We start from the raw sequence: 24,559 nt of genomic DNA, 5'->3' as shown, positions 1-24,559 counted from the left end.
ACAAGCAAGAGTTTGCTGTGGGTTTTTTATTTTTTTGTTTAGTACCGGAGAGTGCAATGCCATCATCTCAGTTAATCGATTTATCTAAGCTAACACCTCCAGAGCTATTAGAAAATCTGGAATATGAACAAATTCTGGAGCAGTTGAAAAGTAAATTGAGTGAGTTAGTTCCAGATGTTAGTAAGACGCTAGAGCTAGAATCAGAGCCTTTAACACAGTTACTCAATACATTTGCATATCACAGCATGCTGCTTAAAGGGCGAATAAATGACACCGTCAAAGGTAACTTGTTGGCGACAGCAACAAATAGTGACCTAGACCATATTGCAACGCGTTATGGTGTAAGCCGTTTGCCAGAAGAGTCAGATGAACGGTTTAGACACCGAATACAACAAGCATTCCATAGTTTAAATACGGCTGGAACAGCTGAAAGTTATCGCTATCATACATTTTCTGCAGATAGTCGCGTCAAAGATGTTCATGTTACAAGTCCTTCACCTTGCCATGTAGTGTTGACCATTTTGAGTCATGAATCAGCCAACGGTATACCTTCAGACGCACTACTGAACAAGCTCAGAGCAACGTTTGGACTCAAAGCAGATGCGGCTGATACCGTATCTGATGTGCTTGCATTGCAAAAAGTGCGGCCCATTGGTGACAGAGTTGAAATTGTGCCAGTGACAGTGAAGCCCTATACCATCAATGCCCGAGTGCAACTAGCCCCGGGACCAGGCAAAGCACAAGTTAAAGCACAAGTGTTGGCCAATTTAAAAGATTTCTTTGCACAAACCAGTGTCATGGGCACTGCGATAAAGCGCTCAGCACTGTTTGCCACTTTATATAGTAGCGGTGTAGAAGATGTTGTACTCGCTGCACCGAATGAGAATGTCATAATTGCGAGCCATGAAGTCCCTTGGTGTGAAAATGGCATCGCTGGCTTGATATTTGAAGGTGATGTGTGAGTGATAGTAAACCAGTACACCGAGGAACTGAGCTGATTGAGCAAATACAAGCCACTCAATCCCCAATTTTTACTGTGCTGAATGAAGCTGCAAATTGCCTAGAAACATTATGGCAACCTGAGACTTGCCCAAGCGAATTATTACCTTGGTTGGCGTGGAGCCAAAGTGTTACGCAGTGGGATGAGCAGTGGCCAGAGCCTATAAAACGGCAGATCATTGCGCAAAGCTATGAACAACACAAACACCTTGGGACGCGTTTTGCCATTATTAACGCGTTAGCGCCTTTTGGATATGACACCCGTATCACAGAATGGTTTGAACAAGTACCCAAAGGCCCTGCCGGGACAATCGCTATTGATGTTGCGGTGTCTGATAGGGGGCTCAATGAGGCGTTATATCAGCAGATATTTCAAACCATCTCAGCGAATAAGCGCCATAGTATTCAGTTTAATTTATCGCTCAGTTTATTATCTACAGCAAAAATTCAGATGGCTTCAGCAGCGCTATTTGGTGCTTCTGTCACTGTCTATCCATACTATGCCAGCGAGATTGTAAGCAATACCCGTATGCGCCTTGTGGTAGCCAGTCAGTCTTGCAGTTATACCAATATTTACCCTCGGAGTAGTTATGCCCCAACCACAATACTGGACCATGCTGACACCAGCGGGTCGCGCTAAAATAGCCAATGCCATTGGTACTGGCGTTAAAATCAACTTAGTCAAATTTGCCGTGGGTGATGGCAATATTTTACCTGATGCGGAGCATCTCACGAGTGAGCGATTTAGAGGACTGATAAATAGCTCCAAAACGCTAGAAAACAATCCTGCGATGCTTGAGATCATCGGTATTGTCCCTGCCACGGAAGGTGGGTTTTATGTTCGTGAAGCCGCTTTTTACACTGAAGACGATCAAGCATTTGCCATTGTTAAATACCCTGAAACTTACAAGCCAAGTATTGAAGACAACGCCAGTGCTGAGCTTGGAATAAAAGCGGTGATTGATGTGGTGCAGTCAGAAATGGTGAATTTAAAAATAGATCCATCTATGGTTTATGCCACGCAAGACTATGTAAATAATGAAATTAATAAATTTGTAGGCTTACTGTCTCTTGATGGTGGCGCATTTTCTGATTCTTACCCCAATGTTCCCTCGTTAGACGGAGGCAGTATTTAATGTCGAACAAAATTCAGTTTAGGCGCGGACCTGCGGCAAACCGCACCAATGTCACGCCGAGTAATGGTGAACCAATATGGTTGACCGACAGCAAAAAACTATTTATCGGTGATGGCACAACCCCTGGAGGGGTGGATATTTTCACCACCCTAGGTAGTGCTATTCATCGTGATGCAGGTAGCGGCGCAAACCATGTGTTGTTGCTAGACAGTACCGGTAAAATTCCTGAAAATGTGTTACCCAGTCTTGCAATAGGTGAGCCGTTTGAGGTCGCCAGTCAATCTGCCATGTTAGCAATAAATGCACAGCCTGGTGACTTGGCAATTCGCACCGACGAGAACAAATCTTATATTCTCAAGTCGACACCTGCGAATGTATTAGCAAACTGGGTGCTACTGCGCACACCAACAGATAATGTTTTATCTGTAAACGGTAAAACGGGAGCTGTAACGGTTAACAAAGCAGATGTTGGCCTAAGCCAAGTTGATAACTTATCGAAATCACAGTTGTTTACCTCACCTATGTTCACCGGTACGCCAAAATCACCTACACGAGCACGCTCAGATAATAGCACCAATATTGCAACCACCGCTTGGGTACGAGACTGGGTTAGTTCATTGGGTCTCGCTGTTGAAGGCGGCGATATTGACGGGGGAGTATTTTAATGGGGCGACGGATCCAGTTTAGAAGAGGCCCAGAAGCAACACGATTACAAACTGTACTTGGCAACGGCGAACCGGGGTTTTCAACAGACACAAAGCAGCTTTATGTCGGTGATGGCGAAACGCTTGGTGGTGTGCCGGTTTTGATGGGGTTTTATCAAGTAGTTGAAAACGACATGGGGGCGGTTGCAGGTGGTACATATTTGTTTGCAACGGCTTGTACCTTACATTTGCCACAAACAGCGCCTGAAGGTTCACATATTACAGTGAAGCTACTGAGCAATGCAGGGGCAAGTAAAGCATCTCCTGCCAAAGTGTGCCCCCCAAGTGGGCAATCAATTGGGCGTGGTGAGGAAGCGGGAGCTGAATATCATATGACAATACCGAATAGACAACGTGACTTTATATTTGTACAAGGAGGGTGGATTTTAGCATGAATAATGTATTAACTGATTATGACGATACAAGTAGCGATTTCCCTTTCTATAAGCCAAAGTCAATTGATTTGAAAACCGTTGGAGATTTGCAGAACCAATATAAAGATCGAACTTATATAAACAACCCGTATCAAAAAGGCCATTGTTTGTTTATAGCCCATAATGCAGTTTACTATTATCATGAAACTACTGAACTATGGCAAAAAATCTATTCGGAAGACAGTAATGGTGTACTTCAAAAAGACGTATTTTTTTATCAATTAGATGGTCAAAATTATGTCTTATTGACGTTTAAAGAGCGTAATACTGCGTCGGAGTTTTCAAAAGTAATCTCTGTCAATTTATTAAATGGCCGAATTGTACGTTCTTTGTCACTGCCAATAGAGCACTATTTTGGCTATTTTGTAGTTCAAAATAATCAACTGTATTTATCGGGTCAAATTGCAGGCAGGGGTAAGAAAATCCCTGTAGATTTGACAACGCTGACTATTGATATTGAAGCCGCTGAAGATTATGGTTTTGGCAGAGGACCTCATAGTTTTGTCAATGGTTTAGTGTCTCTACTTCAATGCAAACCTGATGAGGAGTTTGGTCAGCTAAAGGTTGAGCTAAGGTTTGGCCCTGAATTTCACTTAAACTCCGCAACAAGTCCAGTAAAAACTTTTATCTTACCTTATCGTGTATTTATGCCATTTAGTACCATGCGATTGAATCCAAAGGTTATCTCATTTGATACGGTTGCCATGCTCGGAGATAGGCAGAATGAACCCAGTGATCCTATTGGTAGGGATGTGCCTATTTCAAAGGTATATTGGCCAATATCAGAAATAGATAATTGGCTGGCAAGTATTATTGAATATTATACAGGTATTAACTTATGGGAATGGGTCTAGAAATTTACTTTATGTCCCCAACCGGTCAGGATTGACCTGTTTTACACCCTAAAAACCAGTAAGATAGACCTATGCTTGAGAAAGTTAACAAGCACACAGGTTTCCAATCTCCAAGGCCCACAAGCAAGTGTTTGCTGTGGGTTTTTTTATGGCGCAAAGCGAGGAGGTGATGATGGCATTTGAGCGATTGGACTTATCGCAGTTGCCCATTCCTAACGTATTAAAACCCTTAAACTTTGAGCAGCGTCTAGACGCATTAAAGCAAGAATTGCTGCAAAAGGATAGCGCACTCCAAGAGGTAGTAAACTTGGAAAGTGAACCTCTGACTAAACTGTTAGAAGTCATGGCATATCAAGGACTGACTCAGCAAAGCATGCTAAATGACGCAATAGAAGCGAACTTGCTCGCGAGTGCTTCAGGGAGTGACTTAGACGCAATCGCAGCGAGGTTTAATGTTGCAAGGCTTGGGAATGAGGATGATGAGCGTTTAAGAGCGAGAACGCAACTGGCGTTTGATGGACTGAATACCGCAGGGAGCGCGGCCTCTTATCGCTTTCATGCATTGTCGGTGAGTAATGAGATTTGTGATGTGCAAGTTCATAGTCCAAGGCCATGTGAAATAGAGCTAACCGCCTTGAGTCGAATAGGGAAAGGTACACTAAGCGCGGAGCTGCTGAATAAATTACACGTCGCGTTTACCCCTGAATCGTCAACTCAGCCTGAAGTCTCTAAAGTGAGACCGCTTGGCGATAGAGTCACAATCAAGCAGCCACAGATATTGACGTTTAGCATTGATGCGGAACTTGAGATTTTACCTGGCCCGTCGCCTGAGGTGATTGTGGACAGTGCCTCGGCTGCGCTCGACGCTTACTTAACTGAAAGGCGTCAGCTTGGTAGGCAGATCACGCGAGCGGGCATTAGCAATGCTTTGTTTTTGTCAGGTGTTGAAAACATTAAATTGGAGTCGCCAAGTGAAGACATTATACCTCTAGATATTGAGGTGGCGTATTGTCAGCAAATGGATTTGCGAGTAAAGGTGAGGGGGCAGGATGACTAAGCTTTTACCTCATAATGCGTCAACGCTGGAGCAGTGGTTAGCAGAGCTGCAAGCCAAACCTCGAACTATCCGAGCGGGTTTATTAGCGGCCTTAAAACTTGAACAGCGCAGCGATGATGAGCTAGTGGAAATTGCGCGTTATCTCTCGTTGACTGAGGTCGGTTGCCTTGATTTACGCAGCGCTCTTAAACGCTTATCAAGCAATAAGTTGCTGCCAATTATTTACTCTCAAGTGTTTTTCCCAAGAGATGCACTTGAGCGGCTAGCGAGAAGTGTCGGACTAAGTGGGCTCTCCCTCAAGGATGATGAAGCACGAACCCAATTGCGTGATGCCTGTGTACTGAACGATACACGGCTGCTCTTAACGAGTCTTTGGCAACCAGAGCTTTGCCCTGAGCCTTTATTGCCTTTTTTGGCGTGGAACTACTCAGTGGATGAGTGGGGTGAACATTGGCCTGTGGCGATTAAACGCCAAGTCATTACTGATGCGTTTACGGTTCATCAGTGCAAGGGAACCCCATTTGCGCTACAAAAAGCGCTCGATAGTCTCAATATTGAAACCGAGATCAAGGAATGGTGGCAGCAGGAAGATGGTTTGCCTGGCACTGTACAGATCTGGGCGCTTATTAATCAGAATTTGGACGACCGACAACAAGGATTGTTGACCTCCCAGATGCTCAAACGTATTCGCCGTGTGGTAAACGCGGTGAAACGCGGTGCTATCCATGTTGATTTACAATTGGGTATTGCGCTTAAAGAGCTAATTGGTGCAGCAGGTCTTGGCAAAGCGCCTTTGGGTTTGAGCAATACCCAAGTGTTGGGGTTAGGGGTAAAACCTGAGCAAGGCAAAGCCGGGTTAGGGGCATGTGGCCATATAAATCACTATGGCTATCAAATGCTAAATACCGAAGGCGCAGGCGTTTTACCTAGTGAAACGCAGGCAAGTTTAGGTGTGTTAGCGGTTGCAAAACAGCTGAATGCACAAATGCATACCAGCCAAGGAATGGGCATTCATCCTGATGAGTTAATGCAAGGAGTGGTACTCGCCAGTGGTATGCACCGACTTCAATATCAACATTATCATTTACAAGGAGCGACTTAATGTCTGCACTAACGCTGCAGTTTACCCATGCGGGACTTGATGCCCTACTCAGCGCTCAAGCGCGAGGCTTTAAGGGACAAATCAGCCATATGGCGTTTGGCGATGCCGCTTATACGCCATCACAGAATCAAACTGAGCTACGCAGCCTTAAAGAGCGTGTAGCTATTGCCGACAGTGACTATCAAGACGGTGAAAGTACGAGCCTTAAAATTGCAGGCAAATTCGACGCACCACTTGAATATGCCATCAGAGAAATTGGCGTTTATTTAGATAGCGGTGAAGTAGACACAAGTGGTGAGCCGGAGCTGATTTTGCTGGGGGTTTACTCAAAAGCCAACACCACACTTGGTTACCGTACACCTGACGTCAAAGTACTACAGTGGTTAACGTTAAGTTTGGCCCAGCTGCCTAGTGAGAGTATTGAGGTAAAGCTAGGGGTCGACAATCTTAATCTGATTGTTGACAAGGAGCTTGCCGAAATGACGCTTACGCAGCTCGATACCATGCATCGGCAAATCAAACAGGAATTTCGCTTGCAACAACAGGAAACAGCGCTAAGTGAGCTGCAACAATTGCTCACCAGTGAAGTGGCACGATTAGATACAACACATGCCGCTCGGCTAGATAATCGCGTAGCAGCATTCCATGGCTTATTTAACGCAGAACTTGCCAACGTAACAACGGTACAGCTAGACACCATGAACCGCCAAACCAATCAAGAAATTAGATTAACCAATCTTGAGCATCAATAAGGAAACACTATGTCAAATGACAATTTAACCATGACGGAGCGCCTGAGCCAGGTTGCCACACGTGCCAATGCACTGTGCCAAACTGTTGAAGATCAGGTTGGGATTATTCAAAGTACGCTAGAGAATAAAGCTGAGGAAGTAGATCAGCATATTGACTCTTCTACTGTTGAACTCACTGCAGCTACGAATGGAATGAAAGCGCAGGTAAATAGTTTTATTGATAGTCAATTTAGAGCTGAACTGCCGTTCTTCCGTATTACTAAGAATCAAGAGCTGAAAATTAATGGCTCTTTAACCCCAGGAACTAAGGGGATCCCAGATGGTTACCACTGTAGGAATAGTAATCATTACGAATGTGAAATCGTAGCCTATTCAGAGCATGGGAAGCTCAAAGAAGATAAACACCCTGAAATCAGAGCTATGTATGACCAAATTCAAGGTGGTACTCCAAAATATAATCAGCCTGATTTTGCAATCGTACGTATAAAAGCATTAGAAGTGGATGATTATCCAGCATTTGAAAATGCATACTCCATTTATCAAGGTGGTTTACCTTACAACAACGCATTGACCTTTGGTGGTTGGATAAAAGCTGAATCAGGAAAGGTTCGATTTACTTATCCGTCCGATGAATTCTTAGTTCCAACAGATGACAAATGGCATGAAGTAACTCGACAATCAAATATGCCTAGTAGCGGTGGTGTGAATTACACCTTTGGTCCTCACATTTATCTAGAAAAGGGAGCTAGCTGCCTAATTGCTTTACCTTCGGTAGTTGCAGGTAAGGTTCCAGAAAATCGATGGGGATATTTTGAAAAACCAGTATTTGAGAGGCAACTATAATGTTAGAACAAATCGTAATGAGAAAAGATGAGCTAGGCGGAGAGCGCAGCCAATTCGATATTGATTGTGAATTAAGAGCGTACCTTAAAAAAACGGATTGGTATGTGATAAGGGAGCTGGAAACGGGAGAGACCATTCCTGCTGATGTGAAAGAATTACGCAAGCTCGCCCGAGAAGCAATAATCACTCCATTTAATTAACCTTCTTTCGGGCGTTTCGTCCATCTTCGGCTTTTTAATCTAGCCAATTTATAATTTGAGAGCACAACTATGCATCGACAAACCTTGATAGCTAAGGTGTTGGCGTGCCTGAGTGCCGGTCTGTCTGAGCTTGCTCAAGTTGATTTACTAAAAGCAAGCCAGCCACAACCGGATTTAACAGAGCGTGCACAGCTTACCCTAATCCCAACCGCTGAGCGACAAGCCAGTGAACTGCAAGCGAAGGGCGCCGACAAAGGCGTGACTTATGGGCCTGCGTACAATAAAAACCTGAGCCCAAATGCACTCGACAGACGAGTGATGACTTTGCAGCTTGAACTGGCGCTTGAAGAGGCTGAACCCTCGGCGTTGATAGCGCGGTTGGATAACTTGGTCAGTGCCGCTGAGGCTTCGATTATAAAGGACGAAACGCCCGTCCCTTGGCAACACTTTATTTGCGAAAAAAGCAGTTTTAGTTATAGCAACCAAGTCAATTCAATGCTCGCTAAGGCGACGCTGACTTGGCAGTTTTATTACCAAGTTGAGTACCCCGAGGAGGCCGGTGTGGAGGTAACAGAAGTGTACCTTGGCCCGCATGGTGGCGAGCATCGCTTAATTTATAAAACCCCAGAAGAAGGACCGATAGCGTGATAGCCAATCAACATTTTTCAGACTTAGCCATGTCCGACTTACAGCAGCGTCTTACTAAGCTAATTAGCCTAGGAACGGTGCATGAAGTGGACTACGAAACGGCGACCGTCAAGGTCAAAATGGGTGATTGGATCACGGCAAAGTTACCTTGGCTAACGGCGCAAGCTGCTCATGATATGACTTGGCAAGCCCCTGAAGTTGGTGAGCAAGTGATGGTGTTATCTCCCTGTGGAGATACTTCCCAGGGAGTGGTACTTGGCAGCTTGTATTCCAGCTCGCAATCACATCATCATCAAGATCATGTTCTTGGTGCTGGTGAGGCATATGAGCAGGTGTCTGACAGGGAAGCGGTGAGTCGCACTAAGCATAAGGATGGTGCGATGGTGGAATACGACCGAGAGCAGCACATTTACCATTTGTACGTGCCTAACACCAGTGGCAACGAGGTAGCGCAAATTAAAGTGCACTCGGCGCGAGATATACACATTGAGTGTGGTAACGATGCCACGGTGATCGTTGGCAATGATGCTAACGTGCAGGTTGCAAACAATCTAACAGCGCAAATTGGTAATGATGCGGTGGTAAATGCTGATAACAATATCAGTGTGGCAGCAGCGAATGAGCTATCGCTTGAGGGCAGCAGCATAACAATGAGCTCAACCTCAGGGAATATTGAAATAGCGGCCAGCGCGACGCTGAAATTAAACGGCGCAAACATCAGTGCACAGGAGTGATTGGATATGCCAGTGATAGCAGTGGATGGCGATATGACAAATGTTCACGCGCAATTTGTACCAGGGACGGCTAGTGCCACACAGTCGAGTTTTACCGTCGCAGGTAAGCCGGTACTTAGGGTTGGAGATCCCATCAGTGACCATGTATTTTCACCCGATCCAAAAGTAAAACACGTTGGCGTCACGATAGCTGCCGGTGCTGGTAGCTTCACCATTGCAGGAAAAGCGGTCGCGAGGATCAGTGATGCAGCGAGTTGTGGTGGCAAGCTCGCGGTTGCGGGCGTCGCTTCATTTAGTGTAGGAGGGTAACTCAGCATGATAGGAATGAATGCCAAAACGGGCAAGCCGCTCGGCGGTGTTGAGCATCTAAAACAGAGTATTCGCGATATTGTGACCACACCGCTTGGGAGTCGAGTGATGCGACGCGATTATGGCTGCGGTTTATATGAGCTTGTAGATAGGCCTTTTTCTCACTCTCTGGTAGGGGATATCACTATGACCATCGCCAATGCACTGGAGAAATGGGAGCCACGTTTTCAACTTGATGGTGTTGCAGTACACCCAGCGGGAGAGGGCAAGTTGTCTATCGAAATAAAAGGATTGTATTTAATCAACGGGGAGCCTGTCACCATCGAGGGTATCCAAATCTAAGTCATTTTTTATTCACCTTATCCGTTAGGTATAAGGTCAACAGACCCTGGGCCATACAAGGCAGCTTGTATGGCCTTTTTTATTCTCTAACTGACATGTCTTTAAAGGAGATAACTATGTCAAAATTTCTACACGGTGTAGAAGTCATTGAGGCGCAATCCGGCACGCGTCCAATCAAAACAGTAAAAAGCTCAGTAATTGGTGTGATTGGTACTGCACCTAGTGCAGATCCAGAAAAGTTTCCACTTAACACACCTGTATTGGTTGCTGGTAAACGTGCTGAAGCTGCACCATTGGGTACAGAAGGAACACTACCTGCGGCAATGGACGGTATTTTTGACCAAGCTGGTGCGGTAGTCGTTGTGGTTCGTGTCGATGGTGCTGATGAAGCGGCAATCATGTCAAACATGGTTGGCGGTGTGGCAGCAGACGGTTCTTATGAAGGTGTACAAGCTTTCCTTGGTGCTGAGTCTGTACTTGGCGTAACACCACGTATTTTTGTGGCGCCAGGTTATGCGCATCAACGCCCTGAAGGTAATCGTAACCCAGTTATCACAGAACTTGTGAACGTGGCTGAGCGTCTTCGTGCGGTTATCATCGCAGATGGTCCAAACACCAACGATGAGGATGCAAAAACATATCGTGCAGACTTTGGTTCGCGTCGTGTGTTCGTTGTTGACCCTCATGTCAAAGTATTCCGCGATGGCAAAACAGAAGTTGAACCTGCAAGTGCACGTGTTGCGGGCATGATTGCTAAGTCGGACAACGACCGAGGCTTTTGGTGGAGCCCAAGTAATACCAATATGAACGGTATTGTGGCAACTGCACGTCCTATCGACTTCCAGCTGGGCGATGCTAACGCACGTGCGAATATGCTGAACGAAAAAGAAGTGTCGACCATTATTCGTCAAAATGGCTTTAAGTTGTGGGGTAACCGTACTTGTTCTGACGACCCTAAATGGGCATTCCTGTCAGTGGTACGTACCGCAGATATGATCAACGACTCACTACTGCGTGCGCACATGTGGGCGGTTGACCGCAATATCACCAAAACTTACATCGAAGATGTTACGCAAAGTGTTCAGTCATACCTAGATAGCTTAAAAGCACAAGGTGCAATTCTTGGCGGTCAAATTTGGGCTGATGAAGAGTTAAACACACCGGCCAATATTCAAGCGGGTAAAGTGTATTTTAGCTTTGACTTCACGCCGCCAACACCGGCTGAGCACATCACCTTCAAGAGTATTCTAACTAACAACTACCTAGAGGAAATCGTATAATGGCAATCTCTCCAAAAATTCTTAAAAAATTCAAGCTGTTTGTAGACGGTAAAGGCTATCTAGGTATCGCTGATGAAATCCAGCTACCAAAAGTAACCGTAAAAACTCGTGAAGTGACGTCGGGTTTCCAAGCGCCAGTTGAGCTTGATGTTGGCCAACTTGAAAAGCTAGAAGGCACAATCACGTTACTTGAATACAACGCTGATATGATGAAGCTACTTGGCGATTGGAGCGGTGCAACAACGCCATTAACGGCTCGTGGTGCTATCCAAGCGCAAGGCGAAGCGCCAGTACCAGTGGTGGTAACGCTTGAAGGCTTCTTCAAAGAAGTGGATATGGGCAGCTGGAAAGATGGCGAGGAAGCTAAGCTAACGCTGCAATATGCAATTCAGAAGTACAAGCTACAGATCGGTCAAGATGTAATTTACGAAATTGACCTATACAACGACGTTCGTACCGTTAATGGTAAGGACCAAATGGCAGCACTTCGCGCAGCAATCGGAGCTTAATCCATGAAAGAAATCATTACCTTAGTATTCCCAATTACGGTCGATGGGCATGAGTATGCAGAACTGACAATGAGACGACCAAAAGTACGCGATCGGTTAATGGTGGATAGAGCGGATATCAGCGAGTCTGAAAGCGAAATTCGTTATTTCTCGCACTTATGCGAAGTTTCTCCAGATATCATCGAAGAGCTTGATTGGAGTGATTTTGTGAAGCTGCGAGAAACGCTACAAGCTTTTCTCGTGTCCCGCCAAAGCGCTTAAAAGCCATGGTTATCGCTCTGGCCAAATATACTGGCTGGGGCTTGGCCGAACTCAACGCGCTGACCGAAGACGAACTCATCGAGTGGTTTGAAGCAGCGCTTGATTACAAACAAGCGACAGAAGCGGGCTAAACCGATGACCGCAACCGCCCCTTAACCCTTTAAGGGGCGCATTTCCATACTTTTAGACGCTTTAGCTTAGGCCTCAGCTTAAGCTAAAGCGTTTCACTTTTCTCTATTTTCCTCAGGTAACGCCATGACAAAACAAGGTAAACAGGTTCGTTCACGAGAGGCGAACAAAGTCAAAAATAAGTTGCCACAGGTAACTTCGCTTGCTAACCAAGTTGCTCATTTAGGTAGTCTAGTTGCAAAGCTCAATGCCAATTCAGCGACTAGTGCGCAAATCCAGCAATTAATCTCCATCATGACTCAACTTAATGCCAGCGCGGTGTTAAGTCCACAGGCTTCGTTCTCAGTACCTGAGTTTCAGGCACCTGCCACTGGTGAAAATGCTGTGCCTAGTAGCCAGCTGGTGCAGCAAGCTGAGCAGGTTATGTTGGCGTTGCCCGATTCTTTACAGCATGCGATAAGCGGCTTGTCTGAACGGGTTGCTGAACTAGATTTCAGCGCCGCAAGCCAAACCGTACAAGTTGAATTGGCGGCATTAGCCGAACACGTGCCTTCACTTTTTAACGCAATTTCCGTTGCACCAGCCGTGACTGCGGCGACAAATGCATCCAAGCAAGGTCAATCTGTAATCGATGCTCAGCAGCAATTTTGCCTAGATGCAGCGTCACTGGGTCAAGCTTTGCCGGAATTTGCATCGAGTTTAGATTTGGCTGCTTTGCCAAAGCAGCTGCTCGAAACAGGCAATTTGTTGAGCAATATTGAGTTTGCAGAGGTACTCAAAGGAGAGCTTGGTTCGTTAACAGAAGCAGCTCCTGCGTTATTAACTCAATTTGGCTTTGACGATGCGGCAAATGTGGTCACGCAGTTTGCGCCAGCTGTGAACCAATTGGATATTCCAGGACTTATTCAAGGCGATTTACAAAGTTTGCAGCAGGCTTTACCAAGCTTGCTAGAAGCCGTTGATCTTAAGTCATTAAACCAAACTCTTGCGCAAGAAATACCGGCGCTTGCACAACTTGATTTAGCCGGGCTTGCTAATGGTGAGCTGGGGTCGTTGGCCGCAACGTTACCAAACCTACTTGAGGCGGCGGGACTTGATGGTGCCGCAAACTCGGTATCTGCGGCTTTGCCAGCGCTACAACAATTGGACTTGGGCGCAATTGCAGATGGTGATATCCAGTCGTTGCTACAAAGTGCTCCGGCATTATTAGATGCATTGGATATGCAAGGTGCGTCACAGGCTTTTGATTCAGTTCTTCCTATCGCTGAAAAACTCGATTTTAAGGGCTTAATGGATGGTGAGCTGAGCAGCTTAGTGGATGCCGCACCTGAAGTGCTTAGAGCATTTGAACTTGGCGATGCTGCGGATAAGCTACAAGCTGCGGTTCCTGGCTTAAAACAACTGAATCTCAAGCAAATTGCCAGCGGTGACGTATCGAGCCTTATGGCGGCAGGTCCTTCATTACTAAAGGCATTTGAATTAGACGGTGCAGCTGGCGTACTCGAAGGCGCATTACCGGCATTAGAAAAACTGGATGTCGACGCGATTTTGGGGGGCGACATCAAGTCCCTTGTAAGCGCAGGACCTGAATTGTTGAATGCATTTGGGCTAAACGATGCGGCAAGTGTACTAGAGCAACACGCTGATCTACTCTCCAATATTGATTTAAAAGGCGTTCTCAAGGGAGATTTATCTTCACTTACCAACAGCTTACCAGATTTATTTGGTGAGTTTGGATTAGACGGTATTAGCGATGATTTATCCGAGTCGTTTGCTGAGTTAGAAAGTGATGTTGAAGAGAAGAAATCTACGCGTAAAAAAGGACGCAAGAAGCGAGGCAGAAAGCGTAACAAGCGAGCTAGGTCTTCTAATCTAGCGGATAAACAAGAAACGTCGGCGGAGCGCGAGCACAAGCCGCGCAAAATCAACAAACGAAGCGCTAATAAACCCGCTTTGAAACTGTTGGACGGCGGGAAAGCCCCCAGCGTAAAAGCACAGCTAGATAATCAAGCATCGCAACCAAAGTCCAAAGCAAAAGCCAAAAAAGTCAAAATGATGACTGCCGCAAATGATGCTAGTTATCAAAAGCTTGGCAGTTTCTCTCCAGCTAAAGGTGGCAAACTTGGTCAGTTATTCAAGGGGTCTAAAAAGTTACTTGGGCGTGCGGCTGCACCGCTTAGCGTGGCGTTAGGGGCATTCGATGCGTTCACGGCATTAACTGATGACACATTAACGACTAAAGAAAAAACCACTCAGGTTGGAGCGGCTGCGGGTGGCGCGGGCGGCGCACTCGCTGGCGCCGCTGCAGGCGCGGCAATTGGCTCGGTTGTTCCTGTGGTTGGCACTGCAATCGGTGGCTTAGTCGGTGGTGCACTCGGCGCTATGGGCGGTGAGTCAATCGGTGGTTGGTTTGGTGACAAACTTGGTGGTTGGTTCTCTGACGATGCTCAGGACTCAGCTTCAGGTACCTCGAGCCCTTCGGTGACAGAGCGCTTGCTCGATAGCGCAACGAGTTTTGCCACCATGGGGCCGCTGGGCTTAATTAGCGACACTCTCGGCGGTTGGTTATCAAAAGGCGAGGAAAACGTTGCGCAAACAGACAGCAAAACGGCAGCGATTAGTACGCCTCAAAACAGTGAAGCAACAAAAAATAACGCACTCGACTTTGTTAAAAATAATGTCATTAATGAGCTGAATTTAGCCACAGGCACGGCCGCTGCCTTTGCTGCTAATCAGGGGATGACAACCAGCAAAATTCACCGCGTCAGCAAGGCGGGTGATTTGGCAGGCAGAGCGCTAAACGCACACACGGTATGGGAAACGCTCAATAATGATGGGCTTTCTGTTAAAGAAAAAGCGGCTGGCATTGGTAGCACGCTAGGCGGCATGTTTTCTGCCGACGCGGTATCTGGTGCACTGTCAAAAAGCAAAAATCCTTATGTAAGAATGGTGGCCCCTATGGCGGGTTACCTTACCAACAACATGGTTGGTGATGCCATTAAAGGTTGGTTTAGCGATGACAAAACATCAGCTACCAATGAGGCTAAAGCACCAGATCTAAATAGTTTAAATCAACTGAATGCGAGTGCGAATAAAGCATCTGAATATTCATCGGCGCTACAACCGGGCGCGGCATCGGTAACGGTGAACGCTAATATTACAGTCAATGCAAAAGATGGCCAACAGGCTTATGAGGTTGCGCAGCAAGTGAAGCAAATGTTGGATCAGCAGCAGCAACAAGCAGAGCAAGAGCTTAGTGCTCGATATTACAATCAAGTGGCATAACGATAGAGGACTAAATGAGCAAAGTTAATCATGCTAAACATATGATGCAACTGGGAGACTACAAGTTTTCAGTAAGCACCGCAGCGTTTAATAAGCTCCAGTACGATTCTCAATATCGCTGGGAAGCCCACAAATCTCAGACTGATAAGGACTCTCCGCCGATGCAATTTATTGGCGTAGGAGAGCAAACCTTAAACATTGAAGGGGTGATCTTCCCGCAAATTGTGGATAACGGCTTGAAGCAGTTAGACATGATGAGAGATGAAGCCGCCAAAGGGGAGCCGATGACGCTTGGCTATGTTGAAGAAAGTGGGAAATCTAGTCCAAGCGTAGGGCGCGTGATGGGTAAGTGGGTCATCAAACGGATAAGTGAAACGCGGACCTTATTTTTTAATGATGGGATCCCACGAGAAATCCAATTTTCAATGGAGCTCAGCCGCTATTAAGCGCGCTGAGTGCTAAGGAGTCGTTATGAGCAAAGGGGTAACTTATATTACGCGAGATGGCGATTGTCTCGATCTCATCTGTTTTAAGCACTATGGCCGCAGTAGTGGCATGGTAGAAAAGGTGCTAGAAGCCAATCATGGCTTGGCAGAGCTTGGGCCAATTTATTCGGAGCAGATCAGTATTTTTCTTCCCGAAATCGCAAAACCTACTGTGTCTAAAGTGATCAATATTTGGGATTAAGATGGACTTACAACCGCATTATTCTATTAAAGCAAATGGCAATGAGGTATCAAAAACACTGAAGAACCGCTTGGCTGAGCTCAGTGTTACAACACGCACAGGACTGGCGAGTGATACCTGCTATGTACGATTTGACAATTTAGCTGACGCGCCCATTGCCTTACCCGCACCAACGGATCAACTAGAAATTGCGATGGGATATAAAGAAGGCACCAAAGATCAGAGTGCTCCCTCAACCAAATTAGGTATTTTCGAAGTGGGCGCTTATGAATTGACTGGCCCCAATCGCTCGTTGACGTTTTATGGTAATAAAGTGCTATGGGATCAAGATTTTAAAGCACTAAAAATACGTTCGTGGCCAGAGCAGGGGAAGGATGAGCCGCTGATGCTGGACAAGCTTATTCAAGACATTGCTGGTGAGTATGGACTACAGGCAAAAATAGGTGATGCCTTTCAAGGCCGAGAAATACCGCACATTGAGCAAACTGAAAGCGATATGCAATTGCTAAGCAAGCTTGCCGTGCAGTTTGATGCAATCATGAAGATTGCGGATGACAAGCTTATATTTATGGCTAAAGGTACTGGAAAGTCGTTAACTGGCAAAGCTTTGCCTAGCGTGACGGTAAGTAAAAAGCAGCTGGTTTCATGGCAGCTTAATGCTAATCACAACAAGTTAGTCAAAGGGGTGCAAGCTTATTTTTACGATAAAGCGTTAGCGCAAAAAACATTGGTAAGTGTTGGTGGCGGTTCACCTAACACGACACTCTCTTACGTTTATCCTAATGAAACCGAAGCACAAACCGCGGCGACGGCCATGTTACAGCGTTTAAATCGAGCGCATACTAGTGTGCAGCTTTGTGTGGTTGGCGACCCTAACTTACTAGCAGGTGGAGTGATAACTATCGAAGAGGTTGATGATAACCTCAACGGTGACTGGTTTGTCTGTGAGGTCAAGCATGTAATTAATCACGCCGGCTTTAAAAGCTATTTAGTATGCGAAGCATTAGGTTAAGTTAAATCCCACATTTTTTATACCAGGCGTCAGTGATTATCCCATTGAGCGCTTCCTTCCTTAATTTTTCCTTTCTCCCTGTGTCCCGCACAGGGTGTACTTTTATCTCATCTATCACAGATGAGATATCACCCTTTCTCCATGTGGGCCATCCTCATTTTGAGGCTCTGGCCTCTTTCCTACCTGTAATTCGATGTAATGGTGTAAGTCAGAAATAGCTTCTACACTGCTGTAAAGCTTCATGACTTGAACCACTGTAAAAAGGATTACAACATGTCACATCACTGCAATCAAAATCCCATTGTTTCAGCTGCGATATACCCACCCATTGGAGTAATGCGGGTTGGTAATAGCCCTGATGAATTTTTTATTGGTCCTGAGGTCGATACCGCCATTCCAAGAGATATGAATTACTATCGCGATAGCACGGGAGCGTTGAAGCGCCAAGCCGCGCGATTTCGTATTTATGGATTGGACGCCGAGGGCAACATCGTTAAAGAGCTCACTTGTGACGATGGTGCTTCTATCATTTGGCATGCACGCTTGGCTAATCAAAAAGCATCTTGGTATGAGTTTCAATTAGCGTTGGATATTCCAGAGGCGGCTGAAGCCGAGCCGAGTTTACTGCGCAACCTCAATGTAAACGACCGTAACAGCTTGCTCATTGATGGTGGAGCGCAGCAGATCAGTGGTATTGCTTCAGGGTGTGGTTGTAGTCGCTTTGAAGGATGCTTTGCCGGTAAAAAAGTGTACTTAGGCGAAATGCGTACCGATGATAAGGGCCGCTTACTTATGCTTGGTGGGCACGGAGTGTCAGAAAATCCTCAAGGCCACGAGGCGATCACGTTCGGTAATAATGAAGGCTGGTACGACGATACTTCGGACGGCCCTGTAACTGCAGAGGTTAAATATCAAGGCAAAGCACTTGATGTGAAACCAGCATGGGTTATTTGTGCGCCACCAGATTACGCACCAATGCAAAAATCTCCGCGAACCATGTGGGATTTAATGCGTCAGGTTGCAGTTGACGCCAAGATGCTACCTGCACCTAAGGGTAAGCCTTCCTTTAGTAAAGACATTCTGCCAATTTTCCAAAGGTTAACCGATTTACAATGGGTTAATGCGGGATTTGCCGCTGGGTTTGGCTGGAATAGCCCCTTTGATTTTACTTCAGAGACTTGGATCAGCCGTTTAAATGACAATTCACGCACATGGCAAGAAGCAAGACGTAATCTCTTTAATAACTTTAGACAGATAGAAAAAGTCACCACGGCGGATGAAAAACATAGTTGGAACCCTAAATTTGCCGCTACCGCTCCGCAGTTGTGGCCTTGGTTGTACGGCGATGCGATGAGTGTAGATGCCGATGACTCGCCAAGGCAGTTTGTCACCCTGACAGACATTCAGTTGAATATGTTACAGCAGTGGTCGAATGGCGAATTTGACTCTGATTACGACCCTTGTTATTGCCCCCCAACCAGCATTGATGAAATTCCGGTTGCTGAGCAGCCTGAGATGTTAACTAAAGCGGCGATGGAGTTCTGTTTAGCGGATGCTTTCCACCCTGGATGTGAAATGACTTGGCCAATGCGTACAGCGGGCATGTATAGCGAGGCTTTCCGTCTTAAACATTCAGAAGATACTGCACCGACCCACGGCACCAATTATGGCGTGGAAATGACATCAGAAATCGCGCTGCATTCGAGCGGCCCATTAAAAACGGGGCAGGTTGCTGGTGGCATTACACGTTGGATGGCCATTCCTTGGCAAACAGACACCGCGAGTTGTCGCGATGGCTACAATGAAGCTTACGACCCTTATTTACCGACCTTTTGGCCTGCACGAGTGCCAAATAATATGCTTAGCGAGCAAAACTATCATCGGGTAGTTGATGAAACTAAGCCATTTGCAGAGCGGCAAGCAGCATTTAATGACCGGGAGCTGTGGCTAAACGATTTGCCGATAGGCCCTTCAACCAACTATATTGAGCAGATCAACAGTATGATCACTGGGTTTGGTCAATTGGCGGTGGTATTACCGAAAACAGAAAAAGGCGTAACTGGTTTTCCAACCACCATGCAAGTAGGGTTAACACCAGTCAAAGCGGAAAAACTGCTGACTGCGGATAATAACGAAAGCATGCGAGATTGTCGTCCTGATTTGTCACAAACCGACAAAGCACATCGCCGGAATCGCAAATAATAAGGGCTAATATGGCTGAAAGGAAGTCGGATATTGTCATTGTAGGTGCAGGCATTGCAGGATGCATTGCTGCACTTGCTTTACATCCCCACTATCAGGTGATAGTAGTCGATAAGCTCGCTACAGCTAAAGACAAAGTGGGCGAGTGTTTACCGCCAGCGGCGTCTAGAATTCTCAAAAAGCTTAACCTGTTGCACTTATTACAAAGCCCGGAACATCTCACTTGTCACGGTATGATTTCGTTTTGGGGCAGTGAATCGCCTACCATAGTGGATAACGTTAAAAACCCCGATGGTTTGGGGTGGCACATTCATCGGCAGCATTTTGAACAGCAGCTTCGTGATCAATTAGTGCTTCGTGGTATCCCTTTGTTATCCTCTACAAAGCTCACTGATGTGGTGCAAACACAATCAGGGTGGCAAGTTAGGGTTGAAGGCTGCGACACTGACATGTCTATCACGACAACACTGCTTATTGATGCCACCGGTCGCGCCTGTCATCTGGCGAGGCGACTCGGTGCAAAACTACAACAGTTTGATAAGCAAATGGCACTGTGGCTTACCGCAGAGGTTGCCACGACGAAACAGTTTGCGGTGATAAGCGATGAAGAAAATGGCTGGTGGTATAGTGCGCCGAGCGCGGCATGCTCTTCACTCGACCCTAATATGCAGCCTCGGGTGTTTTCTTGGCAGGCTTGCGCTGATGCGATCAAAAAGTGCAACATCACCAACGCTCGAGATTTTTTAGCCAAAGTAAAGCAGGTGAGGGGATTTAACACCTTAGTGGACTTGGTGAATATAGAAACAGCACACCTGCACCCAATGGTAAGTGCAAATTCGGTCCGTTTGGATAGTTGTGCAGCAAAAGGCTGGTATGCGGTGGGTGATGCGAGCATGAGCTTTGATCCGCTCTCTTCGCAAGGCATGTTGCATGCCATGACTAGCAGCATGCAACTTGCGGATATGCTGCTGTTGCACGGCATGGATTACAAACATGGCGCAAAACTATATCAGTCGCAAATGGATAGAGTGTGGATGCGCTACCTTGAGCATCGACAGCACTTTTACGAGGGGTCAAAGTTAATCGGTTAACACGTATTATTGCTTTGTTATGATGCTGAAAAAGTAGCAGGTAACGATAATTGAGCTACGGTTTAAAGGTATATAAATAAGCCGCGTTTGGTTTAAGGAAGCTATATGCCTATCCAGCAAGATAACATTGAAGAAACCTTGTTTTTCAGCCAGTTACTAAAGCAAACCTCAGCAATAGAGTTATTAAAACAAGTACTTATGCATTCTCATCATGCGGTGGTTGTCACCGATGCAGATAGGGAAAATGGCTACCGCATCGTCTACGCCAATAAAAAGTTTTGTACGCATACGGGTTATGAGCTCGCAGAACTTGTTGGCAATTCCCCTGCGATTTTACAAGGGCCTAAAAGTAATAAAAGCGTTATTGCTAAGCTAAGTGATGCCCTTGAGCGCAACGGCTTTTTCTACGGCTCCTCTATTAACTATCGTAAAGATGGCAGTATGTATCCGGTAGAGTGGAATATTTCCGCTATTCGTAATGAACAAGGAGAGGTAACGCATTATATTTCGATGCAAAAAGACTTAACTAATCTGCGTCGACTCGCAGAACAAATCCAAGAGTCGACAGAAGTCTTTAAGAAGTTTTACTTTAAAATCTCACATAATCAGGCATTTGTTGGGCCTGAAGCGCGACGCCAAAGAGATCGAGGAAAGATTGCGCCAGAGGCAATTGAGTTGTTTGATGAAACCCTCGAAGAGCTCAAGAAAAATGAAAAATTACTCAACGGTAATTTACGCTCAGAAGCCGCCAATGATCTATTCGATGATGCTTTTTTCGATATGGGCCCAGACGACCTCGGAGCATTTTCAAGTAAATTGCAAAAAGAGGCGGAATCTGCCAGCGAATTTTGGCTTGAGTGTCCGATAGAAGGCGATGATGTTGCATGTTTACTTGAAGCCGTAGAAGAGGTGGATGCCGAAGTTGGCCTTATTCAAGCCAACGGATATTCACAGCAACGTATTGAACTAATTGTAAAATTGTACAAAGAATTGGCTAATAGCTTGTATTTTTGTGTTGAGTTTAATGATGGCGCGTTATTAATTGATGAGGTTGCAGAATGTTTAACGGCGCATTTGCACGATAAAGATATTCCCGTTGAGATGCTGGTGATGTTTAACAAAGATTTATTTGTTTGGATTAAAGAAGTGTTTGAATCGAAAGAATGCGACAACATCTATAGTGGTGAAACCAATACCATTGCCGCTGGCCGTCAGTTGATTGCGATGCTTAAAATGTCTGAATAAATGTCGCCTAGAGGTGGCGGTGAACACTCACCTATTCGCTGCCGCCAGTGGAAGCTGAATATGAGCAATTGCGCCTTGCGCATCTTTACGATTGGTTAAGCTCAGTTTTCCGTTATGCTGTTCGACAATATTTTTAGCTAAGATGAGGCCAATCCCTTTACCCGCTGCTTTAGTGGTGTAAAAAGGTACAAATAGGTTGTCAGCGTTCTTTATGCCATGCCCTTCATCGAGTACTTCAATACCTGCGAATTTATGATTGTGATATGCTTTGACGTAAACAGCATTGCGCTTACCTCCCGCTTCCAAGGCATTTTTGATCAGGTTTACAAGTGCTTGCTCAAGTAAGCTTTGATCAATTTGCAGCGTAAAGTTCTGTTCAATTGTTAATCTCACGCGATTGTCGAAAAGCCCTACGAGCGGTGTTAGTAAGTCATTTATGGATATCGCTTCTATATGAAGTTGATGCTGTTTTGCAACGCTTGCATAGCGATTAACAAATGACATCAGGCCATCGCTGCGCTGCACAATCACGCCAAGCGCTTGTTCAAAATCGGCTTGATTTTCTTGCGTGGTGGGAATTTCTATCAAGGTTTGAGCAAGTGACTTAATCGGCGAGAGAGAATTATGAATCTCGTGGCTGAGCACTCTGATCATTTTTTGCCAAGCGTCGCGCTGAGCTTGACTGACAACCGCTTGCACATCGGTCAGGATCACTAAGTGCGCCTGCATGCTTGCAATGGTAAGCTCGCTATAGCGAAGCTGCCACTCATCACCGAGAGTAGGGTGGTTAAAGTGCCAATGGCCACTATGATACTCAAGGCTGAACTTATGCGCTTTTAATAAACGTAGGCTTTGCCATGGTTTGCCAATCCAATTTGAGAAGGCTTCATTGGCATGCACCAGTGCAGTATCGTTATCGAAAATTGCGATGGGGCTGGGCAGTTGTTCAATGAGTCTAAATAGTAATATGGCCTGGTGGTCTCGCTCTGATTTGAATGATTGCAGCTGCTGACATAATTGTTGTGTTTCTTGCTGCAAACTGTGAAGAATGCCCGAGCTGTCAGAGGTGTAAAAGCGCTGCCCATACTCTTCGTTTTTGATCGCCTCTATGGTGGTTGAGAGGTGATAAAAAGGTTGTATCAGGCGCTGTTTAAAATGATACAACAGCAGTGCGAGCGGACAAAGGACAAGGATAAAGTAGGTGATAACACTGAGTGTTGAGACCTCAAGGATGACCATAAAAAAAGCGCTGAGTACGGTGAACAGAAGCCAAATTACCAGGTAAAAAATCTCGATAGTCTGTTCAAAGTTAGGCTTTTTCATAGGCAAGCTCATCGCGTTTTGATATCAAACTTATCAAGGCGACGATATAGCGCACTTTTACTGATCCCAAGTAAAACAGCAGCATCTTCCACATTATCATGGCATTGGCACAGCGCCATTTTAATCAACTTTTGCTCGGCTTGATCTAGCGTCATCATTTCGGGCTCACTCTGCTCTGTGGTTACCACAGATTTTAAAGAAAGCGCGCTTTGTTCAATTTCAGTGCCATCACACAGCAAAATCGCACGTTCCATCATATGACTAAGTTCACGGATATTACCCGGGAATGCGTAATTTTGTAGTCTTGTTTGTGCTGCATGAGACAAGGGTTTTACGTCTAATTCATAGGTCGTTGCGTGCTTTTGAATAAAAAAGTCGGCCAGCGGAATTATCTCTGTACGACGCAAGCGCAGTGGTGGGATCTCAAACTCCATTGTATTTAGTCTGAAATACAGGTCACTACGAAATTGACTTGCTTGTTGTTGCGACTCTAAATCTGCATTAGTTGCGCTAATAATTCTACAGCTTGCATGCTGCGTTTTGCTTGAGCCAACAGCTTCATATTCCCCTGTTTCTAATACTCGTAGTAGCTTCGCTTGTTGAGGCTCTGTGAGTGTGCCAACCTCATCCAAAAACAAAGTCCCTTGCTCAGCCATTGAGAAACGACCTTGTCTATCCTGTTTAGCGTCAGTAAACGCACCTTTCACATGGCCAAACATTTCACTTTCAAACAGTGACTCTGGAATGGCCGCCATATTGGTGCTCACAAAGTTGCCTGTGATGTTACTTTGCTGGTGGATGTAGCTGGCAATTTGTGATTTTCCCGTACCATTTTCTCCTCTAAGCAATATATTCGCTTTGGTTTTGGCAATGCGATCAAGTTGGCTTTTTAGCGCTTGCATCGTAGGGCTTAACCAGAGTAATGCATCAGCAGGTTCTGCATTTGGCGCTATTTTAGCTGTGGTTTGTTGGGAGGAAGCAGGTTGTTGTTTTGCAGCGATTTGCTTTAGCCCTAAATGCTTTTTCACCATCATTACTACAGCGTGGTTGTCCCAAGGCTTGGCAAAAAAGTCTTTGGCGCCGCGCTGCATGGCTTCGACGGCGAGTTCGACGCTAGACCAAGCAGTCATCGCAATAAAGGTTGTGCTACTTTGGCTTGCATACTGACTCAAAAAAGCGAGACCTTCATCGCCGGATGTTGTATCGAATTCATAGTTCATGTCTAGCAGTACAATATCAATGTCGTGCGCATTGAGCTGCTTAGCGGCACAATCGAGACTACTACTTTGGAAAATGGTAAAACCGTGGTTTTTTAGCAAAAACTGTAAGCTAAGGCGGATATCGGCCTTGTCATCAACGATTAAAATTGAACCTTGCATAGTGTGTTGTAGGCAAAGGGAGTTTACACGCCACGCTTTGCC

The 24,559-nt window shown here is 45.7% G+C and carries 28 protein-coding genes; 26 read left to right on the top strand and 2 right to left on the bottom strand.

Going from position 1 to position 24,559, the window contains the following annotated elements; all coding sequences use genetic code 11:
- Positions 1 to 56: 56 nt before the first annotated feature.
- The 26 genes from EXT47_RS11970 (at position 57) to EXT47_RS11850 (ending at position 21,815) form a co-directional block, all read left to right on the top strand.
- Positions 57 to 962, top strand: coding sequence for a baseplate J/gp47 family protein (locus EXT47_RS11970; RefSeq protein ID WP_130126665.1), 906 nt, complete (start codon positions 57 to 59; stop codon positions 960 to 962).
- Positions 959 to 1,639 carry a phage tail protein I gene (locus EXT47_RS11965; RefSeq protein WP_130126664.1) on the top strand — a complete coding sequence of 227 codons (681 nt, stop codon included), beginning with the start codon at positions 959 to 961 and terminating at the stop codon, positions 1,637 to 1,639. Before EXT47_RS11970 ends, EXT47_RS11965 begins: the two co-directional genes overlap by 4 nt.
- Positions 1,590 to 2,135, top strand: a complete 546-nt coding sequence (locus tag EXT47_RS11960; RefSeq protein WP_083229855.1) for a phage tail protein — start codon at positions 1,590 to 1,592, stop codon at positions 2,133 to 2,135. The genes EXT47_RS11965 and EXT47_RS11960 overlap by 50 nt, the downstream gene beginning before the upstream one ends.
- A complete protein-coding gene (locus EXT47_RS11955) occupies positions 2,135 to 2,800 on the top strand; it encodes a hypothetical protein (protein WP_039496154.1) in 666 nt (221 codons plus the stop codon). Before EXT47_RS11960 ends, EXT47_RS11955 begins: the two co-directional genes overlap by 1 nt.
- Positions 2,800 to 3,234: a hypothetical protein gene (locus EXT47_RS11950; protein ID WP_039496156.1), complete on the top strand. Its 435-nt coding sequence runs from the start codon at positions 2,800 to 2,802 to the stop codon at positions 3,232 to 3,234. Before EXT47_RS11955 ends, EXT47_RS11950 begins: the two co-directional genes overlap by 1 nt.
- Positions 3,231 to 4,127, top strand: a complete 897-nt coding sequence (locus EXT47_RS11945) for a hypothetical protein (RefSeq protein WP_039496160.1) — start codon at positions 3,231 to 3,233, stop codon at positions 4,125 to 4,127. The genes EXT47_RS11950 and EXT47_RS11945 overlap by 4 nt, the downstream gene beginning before the upstream one ends.
- Positions 4,128 to 4,275: 148 nt before the next feature.
- Positions 4,276 to 5,184 (top strand): baseplate J/gp47 family protein, encoded by a 909-nt coding sequence (locus EXT47_RS11940; protein WP_240701612.1) that lies wholly within the window; start codon positions 4,276 to 4,278, stop codon positions 5,182 to 5,184.
- The gene (locus tag EXT47_RS11935) at positions 5,177 to 6,286 is read left to right on the top strand and encodes a phage tail protein I (protein WP_130126663.1); all 1,110 of its coding nucleotides are present in this window, start codon (positions 5,177 to 5,179) and stop codon (positions 6,284 to 6,286) included. Before EXT47_RS11940 ends, EXT47_RS11935 begins: the two co-directional genes overlap by 8 nt.
- Positions 6,286 to 7,038: a phage tail protein gene (locus EXT47_RS11930; protein WP_130126662.1), complete on the top strand. Its 753-nt coding sequence runs from the start codon at positions 6,286 to 6,288 to the stop codon at positions 7,036 to 7,038. Before EXT47_RS11935 ends, EXT47_RS11930 begins: the two co-directional genes overlap by 1 nt.
- A gap of 9 nt (positions 7,039 to 7,047) precedes the next feature.
- Positions 7,048 to 7,881 (top strand): hypothetical protein, encoded by an 834-nt coding sequence (locus EXT47_RS11925; protein WP_039496168.1) that lies wholly within the window; start codon positions 7,048 to 7,050, stop codon positions 7,879 to 7,881.
- Positions 7,881 to 8,081: a hypothetical protein gene (locus EXT47_RS11920; protein ID WP_010378384.1), complete on the top strand. Its 201-nt coding sequence runs from the start codon at positions 7,881 to 7,883 to the stop codon at positions 8,079 to 8,081. Before EXT47_RS11925 ends, EXT47_RS11920 begins: the two co-directional genes overlap by 1 nt.
- 69 nt (positions 8,082 to 8,150) lie before the next feature.
- Positions 8,151 to 8,729, top strand: coding sequence for a hypothetical protein (locus EXT47_RS11915; RefSeq protein ID WP_069020244.1), 579 nt, complete (start codon positions 8,151 to 8,153; stop codon positions 8,727 to 8,729).
- Positions 8,726 to 9,463 (top strand): phage baseplate assembly protein V, encoded by a 738-nt coding sequence (locus tag EXT47_RS11910; RefSeq protein WP_039496170.1) that lies wholly within the window; start codon positions 8,726 to 8,728, stop codon positions 9,461 to 9,463. Before EXT47_RS11915 ends, EXT47_RS11910 begins: the two co-directional genes overlap by 4 nt.
- A 6-nt stretch (positions 9,464 to 9,469) precedes the next feature.
- Complete coding sequence (locus tag EXT47_RS11905; protein ID WP_052258317.1) at positions 9,470 to 9,772, top strand: PAAR domain-containing protein; 303 nt, start codon at positions 9,470 to 9,472, stop codon at positions 9,770 to 9,772.
- Positions 9,773 to 9,778: 6 nt separating this feature from the next.
- Positions 9,779 to 10,114 carry a GPW/gp25 family protein gene (locus EXT47_RS11900; protein ID WP_017218947.1) on the top strand — a complete coding sequence of 112 codons (336 nt, stop codon included), beginning with the start codon at positions 9,779 to 9,781 and terminating at the stop codon, positions 10,112 to 10,114.
- A gap of 116 nt (positions 10,115 to 10,230) precedes the next feature.
- Positions 10,231 to 11,394: a phage tail sheath subtilisin-like domain-containing protein gene (locus EXT47_RS11895; RefSeq protein WP_130126661.1), complete on the top strand. Its 1,164-nt coding sequence runs from the start codon at positions 10,231 to 10,233 to the stop codon at positions 11,392 to 11,394.
- Complete coding sequence (locus EXT47_RS11890; protein ID WP_010378397.1) at positions 11,394 to 11,903, top strand: phage major tail tube protein; 510 nt, start codon at positions 11,394 to 11,396, stop codon at positions 11,901 to 11,903. Before EXT47_RS11895 ends, EXT47_RS11890 begins: the two co-directional genes overlap by 1 nt.
- Before the next feature lie 3 nt (positions 11,904 to 11,906).
- Entirely contained in the window at positions 11,907 to 12,164 is a 258-nt protein-coding gene (locus EXT47_RS11885) for a phage tail assembly protein (RefSeq protein WP_130126660.1), read from the top strand.
- Between the two features lie 5 nt (positions 12,165 to 12,169).
- Positions 12,170 to 12,295, top strand: a complete 126-nt coding sequence (locus EXT47_RS24185; protein ID WP_017218950.1) for a hypothetical protein — start codon at positions 12,170 to 12,172, stop codon at positions 12,293 to 12,295.
- Between the two features lie 124 nt (positions 12,296 to 12,419).
- A complete protein-coding gene (locus EXT47_RS11880; RefSeq protein ID WP_130126659.1) occupies positions 12,420 to 15,578 on the top strand; it encodes a phage tail protein in 3,159 nt (1,052 codons plus the stop codon).
- Positions 15,579 to 15,592: 14 nt separating this feature from the next.
- On the top strand, positions 15,593 to 16,024 hold the full coding sequence (locus EXT47_RS11875) for a phage tail protein (protein ID WP_010378403.1): 432 nt from the start codon (positions 15,593 to 15,595) through the stop codon (positions 16,022 to 16,024).
- Between the two features lie 25 nt (positions 16,025 to 16,049).
- A complete protein-coding gene (locus EXT47_RS11870) occupies positions 16,050 to 16,265 on the top strand; it encodes a tail protein X (RefSeq protein ID WP_010378405.1) in 216 nt (71 codons plus the stop codon).
- Between the two features lies 1 nt (position 16,266).
- Positions 16,267 to 17,277, top strand: a complete 1,011-nt coding sequence (locus EXT47_RS11865) for a phage late control D family protein (protein ID WP_130126658.1) — start codon at positions 16,267 to 16,269, stop codon at positions 17,275 to 17,277.
- Between the two features lie 273 nt (positions 17,278 to 17,550).
- Complete coding sequence (locus EXT47_RS11860) at positions 17,551 to 19,479, top strand: LodA/GoxA family CTQ-dependent oxidase (protein WP_130126657.1); 1,929 nt, start codon at positions 17,551 to 17,553, stop codon at positions 19,477 to 19,479.
- A gap of 11 nt (positions 19,480 to 19,490) precedes the next feature.
- The gene (locus tag EXT47_RS11855) at positions 19,491 to 20,570 is read left to right on the top strand and encodes an NAD(P)/FAD-dependent oxidoreductase (RefSeq protein ID WP_130126656.1); all 1,080 of its coding nucleotides are present in this window, start codon (positions 19,491 to 19,493) and stop codon (positions 20,568 to 20,570) included.
- A gap of 105 nt (positions 20,571 to 20,675) precedes the next feature.
- Positions 20,676 to 21,815 (top strand): PAS domain S-box protein, encoded by a 1,140-nt coding sequence (locus tag EXT47_RS11850; RefSeq protein WP_069020233.1) that lies wholly within the window; start codon positions 20,676 to 20,678, stop codon positions 21,813 to 21,815.
- A 27-nt stretch (positions 21,816 to 21,842) separates the two neighbouring features.
- On the opposite strand, the gene EXT47_RS11845 is transcribed toward EXT47_RS11850, so the two are convergent.
- Positions 21,843 to 23,138 (bottom strand): PAS domain-containing sensor histidine kinase, encoded by a 1,296-nt coding sequence (locus EXT47_RS11845; RefSeq protein WP_240701611.1) that lies wholly within the window; start codon positions 23,136 to 23,138, stop codon positions 21,843 to 21,845.
- 8 nt (positions 23,139 to 23,146) lie between these two features.
- Positions 23,147 to 24,517, bottom strand: a complete 1,371-nt coding sequence (locus EXT47_RS11840) for a sigma-54 dependent transcriptional regulator (protein ID WP_130126654.1) — start codon at positions 24,515 to 24,517, stop codon at positions 23,147 to 23,149.
- Positions 24,518 to 24,559 lie beyond the last annotated feature (42 nt).

It is taken from the genome of Pseudoalteromonas sp. CO342X (assembly GCF_004208915.1).
Lineage (GTDB): Bacteria > Pseudomonadota > Gammaproteobacteria > Enterobacterales > Alteromonadaceae > Pseudoalteromonas > Pseudoalteromonas maricaloris.
This window is presented reverse-complemented; position numbering and strand designations above follow the sequence as displayed.

What these genes read in the sequence shown, in the direction of transcription:
- EXT47_RS11955 (WP_039496154.1), top strand. Translation starts at nt 2,135, where the DNA reads ATGTCGAACAAAATTCAGTTTAGGCGCGGACCTGCGGCAAACCGCACC.
- EXT47_RS11865 (WP_130126658.1), top strand. Translation starts at nt 16,267, where the DNA reads ATGGACTTACAACCGCATTATTCTATTAAAGCAAATGGCAATGAGGTA.
- EXT47_RS11920 (WP_010378384.1), top strand. Translation starts at nt 7,881, where the DNA reads ATGTTAGAACAAATCGTAATGAGAAAAGATGAGCTAGGCGGAGAGCGC.
- EXT47_RS11930 (WP_130126662.1), top strand. Translation starts at nt 6,286, where the DNA reads ATGTCTGCACTAACGCTGCAGTTTACCCATGCGGGACTTGATGCCCTA.
- EXT47_RS24185 (WP_017218950.1), top strand. Translation starts at nt 12,170, where the DNA reads ATGGTTATCGCTCTGGCCAAATATACTGGCTGGGGCTTGGCCGAACTC.
- EXT47_RS11950 (WP_039496156.1), top strand. Translation starts at nt 2,800, where the DNA reads ATGGGGCGACGGATCCAGTTTAGAAGAGGCCCAGAAGCAACACGATTA.
- EXT47_RS11905 (WP_052258317.1), top strand. Translation starts at nt 9,470, where the DNA reads ATGCCAGTGATAGCAGTGGATGGCGATATGACAAATGTTCACGCGCAA.
- EXT47_RS11885 (WP_130126660.1), top strand. Translation starts at nt 11,907, where the DNA reads ATGAAAGAAATCATTACCTTAGTATTCCCAATTACGGTCGATGGGCAT.
- EXT47_RS11890 (WP_010378397.1), top strand. Translation starts at nt 11,394, where the DNA reads ATGGCAATCTCTCCAAAAATTCTTAAAAAATTCAAGCTGTTTGTAGAC.
- EXT47_RS11945 (WP_039496160.1), top strand. Translation starts at nt 3,231, where the DNA reads ATGAATAATGTATTAACTGATTATGACGATACAAGTAGCGATTTCCCT.
- EXT47_RS11870 (WP_010378405.1), top strand. Translation starts at nt 16,050, where the DNA reads ATGAGCAAAGGGGTAACTTATATTACGCGAGATGGCGATTGTCTCGAT.
- EXT47_RS11840 (WP_130126654.1), bottom strand. Translation starts at nt 24,517, where the DNA reads ATGCAAGGTTCAATTTTAATCGTTGATGACAAGGCCGATATCCGCCTT.
- EXT47_RS11970 (WP_130126665.1), top strand. Translation starts at nt 57, where the DNA reads ATGCCATCATCTCAGTTAATCGATTTATCTAAGCTAACACCTCCAGAG.
- EXT47_RS11880 (WP_130126659.1), top strand. Translation starts at nt 12,420, where the DNA reads ATGACAAAACAAGGTAAACAGGTTCGTTCACGAGAGGCGAACAAAGTC.
- EXT47_RS11860 (WP_130126657.1), top strand. Translation starts at nt 17,551, where the DNA reads ATGTCACATCACTGCAATCAAAATCCCATTGTTTCAGCTGCGATATAC.
- EXT47_RS11960 (WP_083229855.1), top strand. Translation starts at nt 1,590, where the DNA reads ATGCCCCAACCACAATACTGGACCATGCTGACACCAGCGGGTCGCGCT.
- EXT47_RS11900 (WP_017218947.1), top strand. Translation starts at nt 9,779, where the DNA reads ATGATAGGAATGAATGCCAAAACGGGCAAGCCGCTCGGCGGTGTTGAG.
- EXT47_RS11935 (WP_130126663.1), top strand. Translation starts at nt 5,177, where the DNA reads ATGACTAAGCTTTTACCTCATAATGCGTCAACGCTGGAGCAGTGGTTA.
- EXT47_RS11895 (WP_130126661.1), top strand. Translation starts at nt 10,231, where the DNA reads ATGTCAAAATTTCTACACGGTGTAGAAGTCATTGAGGCGCAATCCGGC.
- EXT47_RS11875 (WP_010378403.1), top strand. Translation starts at nt 15,593, where the DNA reads ATGAGCAAAGTTAATCATGCTAAACATATGATGCAACTGGGAGACTAC.
- EXT47_RS11855 (WP_130126656.1), top strand. Translation starts at nt 19,491, where the DNA reads ATGGCTGAAAGGAAGTCGGATATTGTCATTGTAGGTGCAGGCATTGCA.
- EXT47_RS11925 (WP_039496168.1), top strand. Translation starts at nt 7,048, where the DNA reads ATGTCAAATGACAATTTAACCATGACGGAGCGCCTGAGCCAGGTTGCC.
- EXT47_RS11845 (WP_240701611.1), bottom strand. Translation starts at nt 23,138, where the DNA reads ATGAAAAAGCCTAACTTTGAACAGACTATCGAGATTTTTTACCTGGTA.
- EXT47_RS11850 (WP_069020233.1), top strand. Translation starts at nt 20,676, where the DNA reads ATGCCTATCCAGCAAGATAACATTGAAGAAACCTTGTTTTTCAGCCAG.
- EXT47_RS11915 (WP_069020244.1), top strand. Translation starts at nt 8,151, where the DNA reads ATGCATCGACAAACCTTGATAGCTAAGGTGTTGGCGTGCCTGAGTGCC.
- EXT47_RS11940 (WP_240701612.1), top strand. Translation starts at nt 4,276, where the DNA reads ATGGCGCAAAGCGAGGAGGTGATGATGGCATTTGAGCGATTGGACTTA.